The sequence below is a fragment of the Levilactobacillus sp. LN180102 genome, from assembly GCF_050106635.1.
Taxonomy (GTDB): domain Bacteria; phylum Bacillota; class Bacilli; order Lactobacillales; family Lactobacillaceae; genus Levilactobacillus; species Levilactobacillus brevis.
This window is the reverse complement of sequence record NZ_JBNIIX010000014.1, coordinates 31,776-47,678: the sequence shown is the minus strand read 5'-3', so window position 1 is coordinate 47,678 and position 15,903 is coordinate 31,776. Positions and strand designations below refer to the sequence as shown.

Annotated in this window: 17 protein-coding genes and 1 riboswitch; of the genes, 12 read left to right on the top strand and 5 right to left on the bottom strand. The window is 48.1% G+C overall.

The window, feature by feature from the left end; all coding sequences use genetic code 11:
* Positions 1-87 precede the first annotated feature (87 nt).
* From ACP4IT_RS09250 to ACP4IT_RS09225, 6 genes are all read left to right on the top strand, one after another.
* Positions 88-1,467 carry an MFS transporter gene (locus tag ACP4IT_RS09250; RefSeq protein ID WP_043022289.1) on the top strand — a complete coding sequence of 460 codons (1,380 nt, stop codon included), beginning with the start codon at positions 88-90 and terminating at the stop codon, positions 1,465-1,467.
* A gap of 61 nt (positions 1,468-1,528) precedes the next feature.
* Entirely contained in the window at positions 1,529-2,581 is a 1,053-nt protein-coding gene (locus tag ACP4IT_RS09245; protein ID WP_087609247.1) for an alpha/beta hydrolase fold domain-containing protein, read from the top strand.
* Positions 2,582-2,613: 32 nt separating this feature from the next.
* A complete protein-coding gene (locus ACP4IT_RS09240) occupies positions 2,614-4,824 on the top strand; it encodes a glycoside hydrolase family 65 protein (protein ID WP_156646878.1) in 2,211 nt (736 codons plus the stop codon).
* A 611-nt stretch (positions 4,825-5,435) separates the two neighbouring features.
* A complete protein-coding gene (locus ACP4IT_RS09235; RefSeq protein ID WP_011668744.1) occupies positions 5,436-5,672 on the top strand; it encodes a hypothetical protein in 237 nt (78 codons plus the stop codon).
* 211 nt (positions 5,673-5,883) lie between these two features.
* Entirely contained in the window at positions 5,884-6,717 is an 834-nt protein-coding gene (locus ACP4IT_RS09230; protein ID WP_011668743.1) for a histidine phosphatase family protein, read from the top strand.
* Between the two features lie 76 nt (positions 6,718-6,793).
* Positions 6,794-7,324 (top strand): GNAT family N-acetyltransferase, encoded by a 531-nt coding sequence (locus ACP4IT_RS09225; RefSeq protein ID WP_024855339.1) that lies wholly within the window; start codon positions 6,794-6,796, stop codon positions 7,322-7,324.
* A gap of 4 nt (positions 7,325-7,328) precedes the next feature.
* On the opposite strand, the gene ACP4IT_RS09220 is transcribed toward ACP4IT_RS09225, so the two are convergent.
* Both ACP4IT_RS09220 and ACP4IT_RS09215 read right to left on the bottom strand, forming a co-directional pair.
* Positions 7,329-7,643 carry a DMT family transporter gene (locus tag ACP4IT_RS09220; RefSeq protein ID WP_011668741.1) on the bottom strand — a complete coding sequence of 105 codons (315 nt, stop codon included), beginning with the start codon at positions 7,641-7,643 and terminating at the stop codon, positions 7,329-7,331.
* 1 nt (position 7,644) lies between these two features.
* A complete protein-coding gene (locus ACP4IT_RS09215) occupies positions 7,645-7,971 on the bottom strand; it encodes a DMT family transporter (protein WP_011668740.1) in 327 nt (108 codons plus the stop codon).
* Between the two features lie 82 nt (positions 7,972-8,053).
* Positions 8,054-8,147, bottom strand: a riboswitch (guanidine-I (ykkC/yxkD leader).
* Positions 8,148-8,281: 134 nt separating this feature from the next.
* Here ACP4IT_RS09215 and ACP4IT_RS09210 point away from each other — a divergent pair.
* Positions 8,282-9,391: a glycerol dehydrogenase gene (locus tag ACP4IT_RS09210; protein ID WP_426855559.1), complete on the top strand. Its 1,110-nt coding sequence runs from the start codon at positions 8,282-8,284 to the stop codon at positions 9,389-9,391.
* A gap of 66 nt (positions 9,392-9,457) precedes the next feature.
* Here the strand turns inward: ACP4IT_RS09210 and ACP4IT_RS09205 are convergent, their stop codons facing one another.
* Positions 9,458-9,880, bottom strand: a complete 423-nt coding sequence (locus ACP4IT_RS09205) for a hypothetical protein (RefSeq protein ID WP_011668738.1) — start codon at positions 9,878-9,880, stop codon at positions 9,458-9,460.
* A gap of 358 nt (positions 9,881-10,238) precedes the next feature.
* Here ACP4IT_RS09205 and scrK point away from each other — a divergent pair, with 358 nt between their 5' ends.
* The 4 genes from scrK to ACP4IT_RS09185 are packed head-to-tail and all read left to right on the top strand — an operon-like array spanning position 10,239 to position 13,328.
* Positions 10,239-11,114 (top strand): fructokinase ScrK, encoded by an 876-nt coding sequence (gene scrK / locus ACP4IT_RS09200; protein ID WP_011668737.1) that lies wholly within the window; start codon positions 10,239-10,241, stop codon positions 11,112-11,114.
* A gap of 17 nt (positions 11,115-11,131) precedes the next feature.
* Positions 11,132-12,133 (top strand): zinc-dependent alcohol dehydrogenase family protein, encoded by a 1,002-nt coding sequence (locus ACP4IT_RS09195; RefSeq protein WP_015474491.1) that lies wholly within the window; start codon positions 11,132-11,134, stop codon positions 12,131-12,133.
* A gap of 51 nt (positions 12,134-12,184) precedes the next feature.
* Positions 12,185-12,934: a hypothetical protein gene (locus tag ACP4IT_RS09190; protein WP_035464285.1), complete on the top strand. Its 750-nt coding sequence runs from the start codon at positions 12,185-12,187 to the stop codon at positions 12,932-12,934.
* Position 12,935: 1 nt separating this feature from the next.
* Positions 12,936-13,328 carry a VOC family protein gene (locus ACP4IT_RS09185; protein ID WP_047021133.1) on the top strand — a complete coding sequence of 131 codons (393 nt, stop codon included), beginning with the start codon at positions 12,936-12,938 and terminating at the stop codon, positions 13,326-13,328.
* Between the two features lie 321 nt (positions 13,329-13,649).
* On the opposite strand, the gene ACP4IT_RS09180 is transcribed toward ACP4IT_RS09185, so the two are convergent.
* The gene (locus ACP4IT_RS09180; protein WP_011668733.1) at positions 13,650-14,201 is read right to left on the bottom strand and encodes a hypothetical protein; all 552 of its coding nucleotides are present in this window, start codon (positions 14,199-14,201) and stop codon (positions 13,650-13,652) included.
* Positions 14,202-14,337: 136 nt separating this feature from the next.
* Entirely contained in the window at positions 14,338-14,511 is a 174-nt protein-coding gene (locus tag ACP4IT_RS09175) for a winged helix-turn-helix transcriptional regulator (RefSeq protein ID WP_015474488.1), read from the bottom strand.
* 165 nt (positions 14,512-14,676) lie between these two features.
* Between ACP4IT_RS09175 and ACP4IT_RS09170 the strand changes: the two genes are divergently transcribed.
* Entirely contained in the window at positions 14,677-15,888 is a 1,212-nt protein-coding gene (locus ACP4IT_RS09170; protein ID WP_011668932.1) for an FtsW/RodA/SpoVE family cell cycle protein, read from the top strand.
* The last annotated feature ends 15 nt before the right edge of the window (positions 15,889-15,903 follow it).

The window sequence follows — 15,903 nt, the reverse complement described above, 5'->3', positions numbered from 1 at the left end:
GGGATTCACGGCCGTTGGATGCCTCGGTATGCTTTATATGTAAGCGATTACACCAATGGTTAACAAATCTTGGGGGAGGTTTTTATCATGAGTAAGATGCAATTATGGAAACAGCGGTTCTTCTATGGGGCCACTGATATGGCTGGAAATCTGATTTGGCAAATTGTGGGGCTATATCTACTGTTCTACTACACCACAGTTATGGGGATTTCGCCCGCTTTCGCTGGCACCCTGTTCTTTGTCGTGCGGATCATTGATGCCTTTGATGGTGTGGTCTATGGATTCTTAATTGACCACACGCATTCCAAATTTGGGAAGGCACGGCCGTACTTCTTGTGGTTCGGGATTCCACTAGGAATTTTGACCATGTTACTCTTCTTTAACCCGTCATTTGGCGGCAACAAAGTCATTCAACTGGCGTGGGTCTCCGTTGTCTACACGCTCTTTAGCTTAGTTTATTCCGGAGCTAATACGCCAATCACGGCGATTTTACCGAGTTTGACCAAAGACCCTGATGAACGGACCAATCTGGCCAGTGCGCGGATGGTCATGACAAACATTGGGACCGCCGTAATTGGCGCAATTACGTTGCCGATGGTAGCTCAACTAGGCGGCAAGAACGCTGAAAAAGGTTGGCTAATTTGGGGTGTCATCATTGGGATCGCCATTATCGCGCTATTCCTAGGCGCCTTTGCTAACCTTCGTGAAAAGGATGATATCGTAGCTGAAACCGAAGACGCCCCTGAAATCAAAGGGCATCTATCAGTCAAAGACTCTTTAAAAGGGGCCGCTAAGAATAAGCCATGGCTCATCTTGAGTGCCAGCTTTATCTTATTACAGACCTTCTGGATGATGCGGCTACAGACCGCGGTTTACTACCTGACGTATGTCTCTCATCAACCAGCGTTAGTTGGGGCCTTTAACGGCTTAGTCATTGTGGCGGTTATTGGGAATATCTCGGTGCCTTTCCTCAGTAAATTCATGAAGCACCGTAACGTCATGATCTTAGCCATGGTAACCTTTGCCTTTGGGGAATTGCTGATGGCCTTTAAGAACATTCCGTTACTTTTTATCGGAAATGTTATCGCGTTAGTTGCGATGGGTGCGGCCTTCTCGATTGCCTTTGTCATGATTGCCGATACCGTTGAGTACTCGCGTTCCGAACTGCACATTGACGAACCCGGGATTTTATCTGCCGTACCAATGGTTGGCGCTAAGCTAGGGATGGGCCTGGCCGGTTTGATTTCTGGCTGGTTACTGTCTTGGGGTGGCTTTAACGCTGCGGCTAAGGTGCAAGGTGCTAAAGCCGTTACTGCCATTGCCACTAACTTCATCTGGGTACCGGTCGTTTTGGCCCTAGTGATCGGTGGGATTCTCTACCTGTGGTACCAATTAGATGAATCTAAGATTGCGTCAGCGAAAGCGGCTAAAGAAGCCGAGAAGAAATTAAGCGAAGAAGACGCTTAATCTGAATTCGGGAATCGCCGTCAGGTCTTGACGGCTGTGTCAGACGAGAGGGGTAATCAAGATGCTAAATGATACAACGACCAAGCAGTCATTGGGCTACAGCGATGAGTTACGCCGACTACAGGGGATTGGTGTGACCGATATCGCTGATGGAGTCACCAGTTGGGTTAAAGAACGGGACCCACTGCACACCTTCGAACCGTTAGTTTGGGAAACCGTTGCGGGGATTGAAGCCAATCCGCAGTTGCCCACCGACCTGTTCAGTTTGCGCCAGGGGACGGAAACGTCTGGTCAGCGGGACTTGACCACAACAGCCATGAAGGTTGAAATGCAACAGATTGTGGCGATGAATCGGCGAGTGCGGGTCATCCGTATTGCCCGTGAGGATCATTTGAACGCGGACAAAGCTTATATTTATTTTCACGGTGGTGCCTACTACGGCGGCACGCCGGAAGATGTTTTACTGGCATTGAAATTTGTGGCTGAACAGGCCAATTGCGTGGTTTATAATGTCGACTACGCCTTGGCCCCCGAACAGCCTTACCCAGCCGGCATTCTGGATGGCTTGGCTGTGGTGGCAGCGATGACTGCTGAATACGCTCATATTTCTTTGGGCGGTGACTCTGCTGGAGCATCGATTGCCCTAGGCGTTAGCCAACTCTGCAAGTCCATGGGAATTTGTGAGATTGCCAGTCACGTGTTGTTCTACCCAACAGTTATTCAAGGGTCTAAGTTGACGGGCCCACTGTGGGACGATAGCCAGATTACGATTGTTCCGGAGCAACGGGCGGCGTTACATCGGAGTTACCAGTTGTTCGAGCAACTCGATGCCATCATGAGTGGTTACTATGTGGCGGATCAAGCCGTTGATTTGACGGCCCCACTTCTATCGCCATTGTTGGCCGACCCAACGATCTTTCACAACGTGACCTTACTGGTGGGCGAATATGATCCGTTCCGCCTACAGGGAGAAGCCTTCATCAAGCGTGTGGGGCACACCAATGGTGATGCTAACTACTTCCGTTATGGCGGCATCAGCCATGCCTTTTTGAACTTTACGGGCAATGTCCCAGCCGTGGAAGATGCGTTGATGACAGCGGCAAAATTCATTTAAACCGGGTGCAAATCCGACAACTGGGGGAGATCATGTTGACGTTACAAGATTATCATTTAACACTACACGATGTGGCCAATCACCAACCGGCTTATTTGGAAACCGTCTTTTCCTTAGCCAACGGGCACTTCGGGGTACGAGCCAATGACCCCATTACGGGAAATCCAATTGTGGGGACGCTCATCAACGGCTTCTATGAAACGGCACCGATTACGTATGGCGAAGCCGGTGTGGGGTACGCGAAGGCCCACCAAACGATTCTTAACTTACCCGACTTTCGCCATATCAACGTGGCGACAACGACCGGGCACAGCTTTACCAGCAGTGAGCGGACGAAAGTTGATCTGGATTTGGCAACGGGGGAACTCACGGAACACTACACACTGCAAACACGGCAGGGTGAAACGATTGCAATGAGTGTTCAGTCTGTGATTGGGCAGACGCAGACGGCTTTTTGGGCGGTCAATTATGGCTTTCTCGCCGGCAATTATGCTGGTGGCCTAGTCGTCAATAAAACGATTGCGGTTCCCGCCGAAGCCGAAAGCTTACCATCTGCTGACCCCCGCAAGACGCGACTCGCCGGGCTGCCCATTTGTGAAACCACCTTTATGGCAAAAGACTTGCAGCAGTATCACGTTAAGACGCGGCAGACCAAGCAATCGGTGACCATCTATTTGGGGATGTTGACAACACCGGGGAGTCTCTTGCGGCAGCCAGTAGACTTGAGCGACCATACAACGCACCACCTGAGCTATGAAGTCTATGTAGGGGAGATGGGGCAACAAAATACCATCGATCCCGCCCTCCCATTTCCGGCAACGGCTCTAACCGCACTGTTGGCCGACAGCCGTGACTTTTGGCAAGATGTCTGGCAACGCAGTGAAGTCACGGTGGGGGGCAACGATGAGTTAGATCTCGCGATTCACTACAACCTCTTTCAATTGAATCAGGCGGCTGGACGTGATGGACGGACCAATATTGCGGCCAAAGGACTCAGTGGTTCCGGCTACGAGGGCCATTACTTCTGGGATACCGAGATGTACATGCTCCCGTACTTCATCTATACCAATCAGCCGATGGCCCGTCAGCTACTGGTCTATCGGTACCAAACACTGCCACAGGCCCGGCAACGCGCCCGGACACTGGGGGTCGACCAAGGCGCCTTGTTTGCTTGGCGGACAATCAATGGCGAAGAGGCCTCGGCTTATTTCCCAGCAGGAACCGCACAGTACCACATTGATGCCGATATTGCTTATGCAGTGGGTAAGTATTACGAGATTACCCGCGATATTGATTTTATCAAGCAATGTGGTTTTGAAATGGTTTTGGAAACGGCGCATTTCTGGGAAGCGTTTGGTTCCTGGCATCAGGTGGGTACGAGTCAGCGGTTTGAATTTCACACCGTTACTGGGCCCGATGAGTACACGGCGTTGGTCAATAATAACTACTATACCAATCGCTTAGCTAAACACAACTTTGAACTCGTTACGTATCTGGCACAGGAGATTTTGAAAGTGGACCCCAATGGTTTAACTAAATTTGGGATTGATGCGACCGATATTGATGCCTTCCAAAATCTGGCAGAGCACGTGTATTTGCCTTATAGTACTGAACAGCAGATCAACGCGCAAGATGATAGTTTTCTGAGCAAGCCACGCTGGCCGGTGGCGCAGTCAACACCGGAAAACTTTCCCTTGTTGCTCCACTATCACCCGTTGACAATCTATCGGTACCAAGTTGCCAAACAAGCGGACACGTTGCTGGCAGATTACCTGTTTCCAGAGGATTTATCGCCAGAGCAGTTGCAGCGGGAGTACCATTACTATGAAGGCATGACCACGCATGATTCTTCTTTGTCGCGTTCGATTTTCAGTATTTTAGCGGCACGGATGGGGGATGTCGAGAAGGGCTATCGCTATTTTATGGATACGGCACAAATGGATTTGGTCAATCTGCAAAAGAACACGGCAGATGGTCTGCATCTCGCTAATTTGGGCGGCAGTTGGTTGGCTTTAGTCGCTGGCTTCTCGGGGTTCTACGTGCAAGACGAGGTGGTTCACTTTACCAATCATCTGCCGTCAGAACTGACGCAGCTAACCTACCGGATGAAGATTGCCGAAAGCGTGTTGGAGATTAAGCTGACGGCCACTGAGACCACGGTGGTGGTGATTAGTGGCCCCATTCCAACGTATGGTGTGAGTGTCAATGGCCAGTTGATTTCGCTAGCCAAGAAAGTGCGTTGAAGTGGCGTGGCTCGGTAGATGTGAAAGGTAAGTAATACCAAAAGGCAACGATTGCGGAAACTTAGACCGTCAGTCGTTGCCTTTTCTAGGATGCTAGGCTAGCTGGGTAACGGAAAGATACAGTATAAAATGTATTGCTTATTCGTAGTGGCTACTATATAGTAATGGATACAGTCAAGCGAAGGCGTAATTACCCGGAGCACGACTTAGCAAGATAGTCGGTTACGCCCTCCCACATTCTAGACCAGGGGGCGGTGAACATGACGATACTAGTGAGAAAGGTATTGGGGGCGTGGCGTTCGCCATGGCGACCTACGTATTATCCTTAGCGATAGTCAATTTGGCTAGAGCATATCGGATAATAAAAAAAGCTACTTCTAAAAAGAAGTAGCCCCCACAATACCGCACTAGACTTGCGAACTTGTGGTGGCCGGTCGGACGGTCGCCACTTTTTGTATTGATAAACATATTATATATGATATTTAACGGCGGTCAACCCATATGGGTCACAAGGGATCTTGGTTGCGTGCATTTAATAAATCATCTGCTAAGTAATTATTGCGATTTGGTCACGTAAACAGTACGATGCCAGCAATAAGGGGGAATGAACCATGTTATTACCAGATGTCGCGCTATCAAAAGAGCGGGTCATATTGTTGGTAAATTCGGTAATACTCGCGTTGGCTTGGATGCGCTACTTGCTTTTACCTAAGGCACGCCCCAGCTTCAGTGTCTTGGGGGCGTTTACGTTAGCTTATGCGGCCTTGTTGTTGATTCAAATTATGGCAAAGCATCTTGAAAAGTCCAGTCAAAGCTACCATGTTCCTGTGATTGTTGGAACATGGTAGCTTTGGTTTAAATCGGCGAACGCCATGCTCGCTAGTTAATTCCTAAACGTTAAGTGGTCGAACCACAAGACCGCAAAAAAATGGTTGTTCTCGTCAAGCGAATATGCTACATTTTAGAATGTAAGCGATTCCTTATTGGCAATTTTAGTCATTCGTCAAATAGAGCATCGCTAACCATGCAACATCATTTCAGATTCGGAGGAGATCACCCATGAAATTGACGAAAGTTGTTAGTCTATTAGCTGTGACTGCTGGTGCATTGGCCCTAGTGGCGGTACCCAGCAATGCGCAGGCCAAGACCAAGAAGAAAGCAGCAGTTAAACCCGTGACGATTTATTTAACGCGGCATGGTGAAACGACTGGAAACGTGATGGGACGGGTTCAAGGATGGAGCGACTTCCCACTGACCAGCAATGGGATTGCCGTTGCCAACAACTTGGGACGCGGCTTGAAGGGCAAGACTTTCAAAGTGGCCTATGCTGGGAATTTGACCCGGCAACAAGTGACGGCCAAGCAAGCGCTCAAGTACTCGGGAAACAAGAAGGTTAAGGTCAACGTGTCCAAATACTTACGTGAAGGCGGCTACGGCAGCTTTGAAGGTGACAGTATTGCAGCTGACAATGCCTTAATTGCCGGTGTTTACGGCTTCAAGTCCGGTGATGAAATGATGGCCAAGCAAGGTAAAGACTACTGGAATCTGTTACAGGATGCCTACTACAAACTTGATCAGGAAAATAGCCAAAAGACCAATCTGGTGGCTAGTGACCGAGCAGAAAGTTCTAAGCAAGTACAAAAGCGGATGGCTAAGGAATTGTTAACCATCGCCAAGGCTACGCAAAAGCGGGGCGGCGGTAACGCATTGGTCGTTAGTTCCGGGATGTCCATTAACGAATATCTCTCAACCATGGCCGGTAGCAAGTACACCGGCGCACCGCTGAAGAATGCTGCGGTAACGAAATTAGTTTATAAACACGGCAAATTAGCCGTTAGTGGTCCGATTGGTTCCATGACATACGTGGATAAAGGCGCCAAGTTAGCTAAATAGATGACTAGAAGATGACCCTGAGGTTGTGGTGGGGGCATCTTTTTTTATACTAGAAGCCATTAAGGAGATGATACGCATGAAAGTAACGTTAAAACCCCTAGCGCGCGAGGAAGTTGCGGCGTTTTGGCAATTGGCCTTTCGTGATCCGCAGGCGGCATGGACACAGTGGAATGGCCCGTATTTTCACGATCACGTGCCGACCTATGCAGAATTTGTGACGGGCCCCGGCCACGAAGACTACGTGAACCAGCCTTGGCGCCAGGTGATTTGGGTAGATGGTCAAATGGTGGGGATGGTTTTTGCATATTACGATGATGCGCCGCTCAACCGTTGGCTAGATGTCGGCATAACCATTTATGACCAACACCGCTGGCAACGAGGGATTGGCAAAGCCGCATTATCACAATGGATTGATTGGCTATGGACTCAAACGCCGCTCCCCCACATTGGACTAACCACGTGGTCAGGTAATCGGCGAATGTGTCATCTTGCTGAGTCGCTGGGCTTACGTGAAGAAGCCCGGGTGCGCCAGGTTCGCTACTGGCAAGGTCGTTATTGGGATTCAGTAAAGTATGGGGTGTTGCGAGAAGAGTGGCACAAGCGATAAGTTACTAACTAATTAATTTTAAACCCAACGTTGCACTCAGAATCACAGCGACCCAGACGAGTTTACGCCAGTCTTTTGATTCACCGAAGAATAGCATGCCGGTAAGAACGCCACCGGCGGCCCCAATTCCGGTCCAAATCGCATAGGCGGTGCCCATCGGTAAGGTTTTTAACGCGAGTTCCAAGCCACCAAAGCTCAGGGTAAATGCGAGAATCATCAGGACCCACAGCCACCACGTCTTGCGGTGAAGTGCCCAATTCATCAAGGTGACGCCTAACATCTCACTTAAGCCGGCGCCAATGAGAAATAACCATGCCATCTTAGTTGGCCTCCTTTGTGGTTGTCCACTGCAGTCCGCCGATACCGACCAGTAGCAGTAGAATCAAGGCAATTTTTAACCAGCTAATCGGTTCGCCAAAGATGAACATGCCAATGCTGGTGGTTCCAAGTGTTCCTAGGCCCACGAACACGGCATAGGCGGTTCCGGCGGGCAGAATTCGACTCGCCCGAATCAAAAAGTAGAAGCTGAGGTAGATGGCGATACCGGTTGCTAACCATTCCCAGGGGGTCGTGGCATGCTTAAAGCCGACCACCCAACTAACTTCAAAAACCGCGCCCAAAACGACGGTTAACCAATGTTTCCACATCATCAAAAACCTCCTAGTTGCTTAATTAAAATCAGCAATTATCAAAAAAAGCGCCTGAGAAATTTTGTCAATGACTGACAAAATCTCCCAGGCTTTTTCCCTTCCGTGTCTACGGACTGACCCGCAGGTTCTCTCTCGGACCAGACCCGTGTGGCGGAACCCTAGAGAACAAATGTATGCGACTTGATAATGTAGCCATAGCTTAGCACATCTTAAAAATGGGGGCAACCGGAATGTTTGCGGTTGTCCATAGCACATCGTATAATGATGGTGTTGTGAAAATAATCACGATTAGTAAGGAGCGATTTAAATGACCCAGATGTTTGGTAGTCCGGCTTCATACGTACAAGGTAAAGATGTCCTATTTGACAGTATCGCTTATTTAGAAAAATTTGGTCACAAAGCCCTATTAATGGCCGATTCAGTGGTGTATCAAATTATTGGAGACCGATTCAAGGCGTATCTTGATGATCACCACATAGCGGTCCATAAGGTGATCTTCCGTGGAGAAGCGTCTCCTGAAGAGATTGACCGGATTACTGGCATTGGTCGGGAGTTTGGGGCAGAGGTGATTATCGGTTTAGGCGGAGGCAAGACGCTGGATTCTGCCAAAGCAATTGCTGATAATCTACAGTTGCCGGTAGCCATCTTGCCATCGTTAGCGTCGACTGATGCGCCGTGCTCACGTTTATCGGTTATTTATCATGCAGATGGCTCGTTCAAAGAATACCGCTTTTACGACAAAAACCCTGACCTCGTGTTGGTAGATACCCGACTAGTGGCCGGTGCGCCAGCTCGGTTATTAGCATCGGGCATTGCGGATGCGTTAGCCACCAATGTTGAGGCTCAAGCAGTTGCCAAGGGGGATAATGCCACTATGCTGGGCGCTAAACAAACGCTGGTCGGTAACGCGATTGCCCAGAAGTGTGAAGATACCTTGTTTGCTTACGGTCACCTTGCCCTCGAGTCCGTTAAACAACATGCTGTGACGCCAGCGCTCAATAAGATAGTGGAGGCCAATACATTAATGAGTGGTGTTGGTTTTGAAAGTGGTGGTTTGGCTGCGGCACACGCCATCCATGACGGACTAACGGCATTGGATGGACCGATTCATGAGTTAACTCATGGTGAAAAAGTAGCCTATGGCACGTTGACCCAACTCTTCTTGGAAGGTCGGAGTGAAGCGGAATTTGACCGCTATTTAGCCTTTGATTTGTCATTAGGGTTACCGACAACCTTAGCTGACTTGAAGATTCCAGATGTCACGGATGAAGACCTGTTGAAGGTTGGTCAGCAAGCAACTGCGCCGGCCGACACCATGGATCGTATGCCATTTAAGGTAACGCCAGATGATGTTGCCCAAGCCATGCGCGGCGTTGATGCTTATAGTCGCGCTTACCAGGCACGCCATGAAAAGTAATTAAAAGATTAGAAAAGCTGTTTGCGGGTCCGCATAAATACAAGCGGACCCGCAACCAGCTTTTTATTATCCAGGGTTGATTTGGTCAATACCTTTGATTCGCAGGTCAGCCAGACTGGCTAATGGTTCCGGGTAGCGCATGATTAGACGCGTGAGTCCTTGAACCTCCTTGACTTGGAGCATGTGGCACTGGACGAGGATTGCGACATCTTCATCGAATTCGGCCCGATCAATGCCGTCCCAGTCACGGGCGAAGGAATCCTCATGGACTACCGCATAGGGAACGTTGGTTTTCTTCGTGGTTTTATTTCCATAAAGCGCGTGGAAGAGAATAACGCCCCATCGGCGGCCAGCCCGCGCCGTTAGTGTGGCGAATTTATCGGGGTCAGTTTTCTGCACATTTGCAGGACTGACGGCGATGAAGGAGGCGTTGGGATCAGGGTTAATGGTTTTTAGGTAGGCAAAATAATCACGATATTTTCGTTGCATGGGCTGAGTTCCTCTCTTGATTAAAGTGTTACGTTCTTTATACCAGTTTTACCAGGGGTCTGTAAAGGATGAAACGGCTAGATTCAGCCATTTATTTTTAAAAGTAAGCGCTTACAGAAAATGGTATTAAAATCGCCCATAAGTGACCAATTTCACGAAAAATGAAATCGATTGTATTGCAATATTATCGGGATGGAAGCGTATTTTCTGAAAAAATAAAAATCCAAAAGCCCTTATTTTCACAAATTTAGCTTGCTATACTAATCTCGAATTAAAGATGGCTGTCTCAGTCAGATAACATTTAGTCAAAACGGTGCCGCGGGTCACGGCCCCCGGCGTAAATATGGAGGTTAGCAATATGCAACTCGGAAGTATTGAAGCAGGGGGAACCAAATTTGTTTGTGCAATCGGTAACGAGGATTATCGCACACAGGATAAGGTCCGAATCCCGACGACCACCCCAGAAGAAACGCTCAGTCAGACCATCGCGTACTTTAAACAGTTCCCGGATTTAAAGGCGATTGCCATTTCGTCTTTTGGACCGATTGAACTGCGCCACAATTCACCTAAATATGGTTACATTACCAATACGCCCAAGGTTGGTTGGGCCAATACGGACTTTGTCGGTCGCCTCAAGCAGGAACTAGATGTGCCCATGTATTGGACCTCTGACGTAAATGGTTCGGCTTATGGTGAGTACGTGATGTCCACGCTATTCAACGAAAACATTAACTCACTCGTTTACTTCACGATTGGAACCGGCGTGGGTGCGGGTGCCATCATCGACGGGAACTTCGTTGGTAGCCTCGGTCATCCCGAGATGGGTCACGTCCGATTGAAACGCCACCCCGACGATTTAGATTTTCCTGGGATTTGCCCCTTTCACGGTGACTGTTTAGAAGGCTTAGTCAGTGGTCCCACGTTCGACGCGCGGCTAGGGAAACCTGGTAAGGACGTGCCACTGACGGATCACGTGTGGGATATTTTAGCCTATTACGTGGCCCAAGCCGCTTTACAGGTCACCTTGATGATGCGGCCTGACAAGATTGTCTTTGGCGGCGGTGTGGTGAGTGAAGCTTTTCTGGATAAGGTCCGCCACGAATTTGACCAGTTATTGAACCACTATGTCGATGTCGGTAAGCTCACAGATTACATTGTGATGCCAGCCGTCAAGGACAATGGGTCAGCCACGCTGGGGGATTTTGCCCTAGCACTTAACGAATACAACAAGTAAGAGAGGGAGATTTACTGATGAAAGCTTTAGTTCTAACGGGTACAAAACAATTTGAGATGCAAGATGTCACGACACCAACTGTCAAAGACGATGAAGTCTTAGTGAATACTGCCTATGCAGGGATTTGTGGGACTGACCGGGCCTTATACGCTGGTCTTCCTGGTTCTGCGGATGCTGTGCCACCAATTGTCTTGGGTCATGAAAATTCCGGAATTGTTGCCGCAATTGGTCGTAACGTGACCAACGTGAAGGTGGGCGACCGGGTGACTGTTGACCCTAACATCTACTGTGGCGAATGTGAATACTGCCGGACTGATCGTCCAGAATTATGTGACAACTTATCAGCCGTTGGGGTGACACGTGATGGTGGTTTGGAAGAAAGCTTCACAGCTCCTGCTTCCGTTGTTTACCCCATTCCTGACAGTGTTTCACTGAAGGCAGCGGCCACGGTTGAACCAATCTCCTGTGCCGTTCACGGAGTCAAGTTACTTGATCTCACCCCTTATCAAAAGGCTTTGGTTATTGGGGATGGCTTTATGGGACAACTCTTTGTCCAATTACTGCAAGCCTATGGCGTTCACCAAGTTGATTTCGCCGGGATTGTTGATGAAAAATTAGCCTTTAACAAGGAAAAATTTGGCGTCACTAACACATACAACACCACTCGTGACAGCATTCCAGCCGACTACGACGTTGTGATTGAAGCGGTTGGTCTGCCACAAACGCAAGAACAAGCCGTTGAAGCCACTAAGAAGGGCGCACAAGTGCTGATGTTTGGGGTCGGTAAGCCTAACCAAACGTTCTCAATGAACACGTATGAAGTTTACCAAAAGCAATTGAAGATCCAAGGGGCCTTCATCAACCCATATGCATTTGAAGATGCCATTGCTTTGTTGGCAAGTGGGCAATTGGACGTGGAATCTTTGATCAGCCACGAAGTTAGTCTGGAACAAGTTGAAGATGTCTTGAACGGCAAAGTGGAACATGTCAGCAAGGCAGTTGTGAAGGTCAGCGACTAGTAAAGGTAAGGGATTATTGTGAAAGCTGAAGCACTTCGTTCAAACGATGGGATGGATACGATGGCAGTTAACAGTGGGCGCACCATTTCTATGGGCAAGGCGATTGCGTACTTTGCACTCTCCCTTGTGATTAATTCGGCGGGTAACGTCTTAACGCTGGTAACCAGTGCGAAGATTCACCCTTCTTTCCTCGGGGCGGCCTATTGGTCCGCAGCCGAAGCGAACTTGGGAACCGCCTTTCATTGGAACCTCTTTTGGGCATTCCTGATTATGGGGTTTCTCACGGCCGTTTTAAATGCCATTTTGATTCATCATTGGGATTGGAAACGGATCGCAGGAAACATGGTCTTTATGGTCCCATTCTCCGCATTGATTCAAGTTTTTGAAGATTTCTTTGATGGTAAGTATCCGGCGTTGTTCAGTGGATTACCGGAAGCCCGTAGTCTGGGAATGGTGATCCTATATGTCGGCTTGAACTTCCTTGGCGTGGCCTTTATTGCGGTGGCAATCTCGATTTACCAACGGGTTAACTTGGTTTTACATCCGGCTGATGATTTGATGCAGATTCTTCGGTTCCGGTACTTTAAGGGCAATGCAGCCAAGGCGATGTGGGCCTCATACATTCCACCAACCATCATGGCGATTGTTGCTCTGGTGATTACCCGAACATTTACTAACTTTGGGCTGGGAACCATCTTTGCTTTCTTAGCACAAGGTGGGATTACGGGTATCGCGGATAAGGTGATCTTCCCAAGATTGAAGCATCAAGCGGTTGACGTTGGTCAAGTAAAGGAGTCTTAATATGGCAGTGCAAGAATTTATTACGGGCATTCAACACGTAGGTATTCCCACAGCAGATTTGGAGCAAACGATGGCGTTTTATCAGTCACTAGGATTTGAACGGGCTGGCCTCTTTCACAATGGTGAAAATCGCTGTGCCTTCATGCGCTTGGGCAATTTAACGATTGAAACGTGGGAAGGTGATCCCACGAATCCCACGGCAGGCGCAATCAATCATATCTCATTAAACACCACGGATGTGGAAAAGGCGTTTGCTGCTGCTAAGCAACAAGGCTTACACCTGGTGAATACTGAAATTCAATCGATTCCGTCATTTTGGGATAAGGGTATTCGCTTCTTTAATATTCTCGGTCCAAATCACGAAACCATTGAGTTCTGTGAGATCTTAAACTAATCGGTCTCCGGCCCGGAGCCTAGCGAAGGGCCGTTGGGGGGACACGGATAATCAGCAAAAGTTGTGTCAAAACCTTAGTTAGGCATGACCAAAAAACCGGCAAACCAGTCTCGATTACGAGAGCGGTTTGCCGGTTTTTGTGTACTTATGGTAAAAAAGACCACATTATCACGAAGAGACCAAATAACCCGTATAGGATTGAAAATAGTAAGTGGCGCTTATGGGTGTGGTCATGACGATATCTGATGAATCCAATTACAAGGGCCAGTAGTAGGATAACTAGACCAATGAGTGTTAAAAAATACATGGGAAATAGCGCTCCTAACGGTTTTGAGTGGTGGCTTGTATTTGAGAAGACAGATTAGCGATGGGAAACTCGTCAACTAAGGTGATGCGACAACCACCCTGAGTGGCACCGGCATTGATCAATTCGCCAATGTCAGCTTGTGCGGTGTTGAAGCGGTTAGCCATCAGATTGCCACCAACAGTCCCCACAACTGCGCCCGGTAGGCCAGCAACTAAAGCACCGCCAGCGGGACCCCCCAGCATCAGAGAAACTGCGATCTTACCGTAATAGGTATGCAGGGCCACCAAGGCCGATTTATTTGGTGCAAATGTATTTAACCCACCATTAACCCACTTCTCATAAAAAGTTGACGTTGGCTGACTGCTGGACGCGGCCGTCGGCATTAAGCGGTTATTGAGGTGTAATGGTATTGCTAATTCGGTGAATTGACGCCCTAGTTGTTCTGAGTGACTAGCATTAAGCGACGTAGCGGCAATAAGGTGTTTATCAGCGAAAGCAGGGGGTGTCAGCGATAATCCACTGATGAGTACGAGGAGTAACAGTAATCTAGTTTTTCGGAAATTCATGTATGTATTTCATCCTTTGCCGCTGTATTTGTTAATTAGTATACCGGATAGGGGAACTGAATATAAGTGCCAATGGGATACATTATCGGGTAATTGTTAAAGTAGCACTAGTCCGTTAGTGTATAAATTAACGTTTCTAGTTATTTGCCACGATTTGTAAATAATCTCGACTCCAAGTATCCATCGCCCGAATGAGGGGAACCAACGACTGACCCAGCGGAGATAAATGATAGCTGGTTTTGATTGGGACGTAAGTTCTATCGACCTCCTTGCAGATGATTTGGTCATGTTCCAGTTGCTTGAGCTGCAAGGATTGAATCGGTTAGGTGATATTGAGAATTAACGTCGCATTCGTAAATTTTATAATCTGATTAAGGCCTTTAATAAAGATTAAACAAAGTCCATTAGCTAGTGAAATAATTCTCTATGTCGTTATACTAAGGGCATCTTTAGGGTTACTAGTGGAGGAGAAAAAATGGATAAAAGAGCCGTCAATAGCGTTGAGACCAACGATCGAATCTGCGATTATGGTTGGGGGATTGTGCTGTGTCTCATCCTGTTATTTTGTCTGAGTATGGGGGCGCTTTATTTTGCGAGTAGTCGTGACTTAAATCCTACCAGTCCAGTTAAAACAGTTGGACTGCAGATGATATGGTATCTCTTAGGGAGTCTATTGGCTAGTCTCATTATGCACGTTAGTGAAAGGCAGTTGTTGCAGTGGACCACTGTTGGTTACTACTGTGGATTAGCGGGGTTAGTCTTAGTGTTGTTTTTTTACAGCAGAGCTTATTTTATTCAGACGGGAGCCAAAAGTTGGTTTGCGATTGGGCCCTTGACGTTTCAACCGGCAGAAGTGATGAAGCCATTTTATATTTTGATGATGAGCCGCCTATTGGTAGAAGATTATCATCGGGGCTTGCATGAGCGTGCCCAAGACGACTGGCGGCTTTTAAAGAAAATGCTGGGCTACACCTTACCCATCATTATCTTGTTGAAGTTCATTCATGATTTGGGGACGACAATGGTATTCGTGGCGATTCTAGCAGGGTGTTTACTTGTCTCGCAATGTCGCAGTAAGTTTCTGTGGCGGCTTTTCTTATCCGCGGGTACAGTTGGCGCGGGCCTTGTTTGGGCGGCCACTTCCAGTGGGGGGCAACAGTTACTGACGCATCTGGGATTTAAAGCCTATCAATTTGCACGAATTAACTCTTGGATTAACCCCAGTGGGGATACTTCAGGGCAAAGCTATCAATTGTGGCAAAGTATGACGGCGATCGGTTCTGGAAGCATCTGGGGAATTGGCTTTCACCACCAATCCGTTTATGTGCCCGTCAGAGAGTCTGATATGATTTTTTCGGTGATTGGCGAAACGACTGGATTTGTTGGTAGCGTGGTCGTGTTAGGTATCTTCATGTACTTAATTTATTTAGTGGTGCAAGCGGCGTTGACGAGTCATCAATTGTTATACGTCTATGTCTCAATTGGCGTGGCCGTCATGTTGACGTTTCATATGTTTGAAAACATTGGCATGACGGTGGGGCTGTTACCACTGACAGGAATCCCCTTGCCCTTTATGAGTCAAGGCGGGTCGGCGCTGCTCGGTAATTTTATGGGAATTGGGCTAGTGCTTTCAGCACAATATCGGAGCTTTAGATCTATCTTTTCACTACCCAATAAGTTTTATTAACAGTGCGGGTCCCCT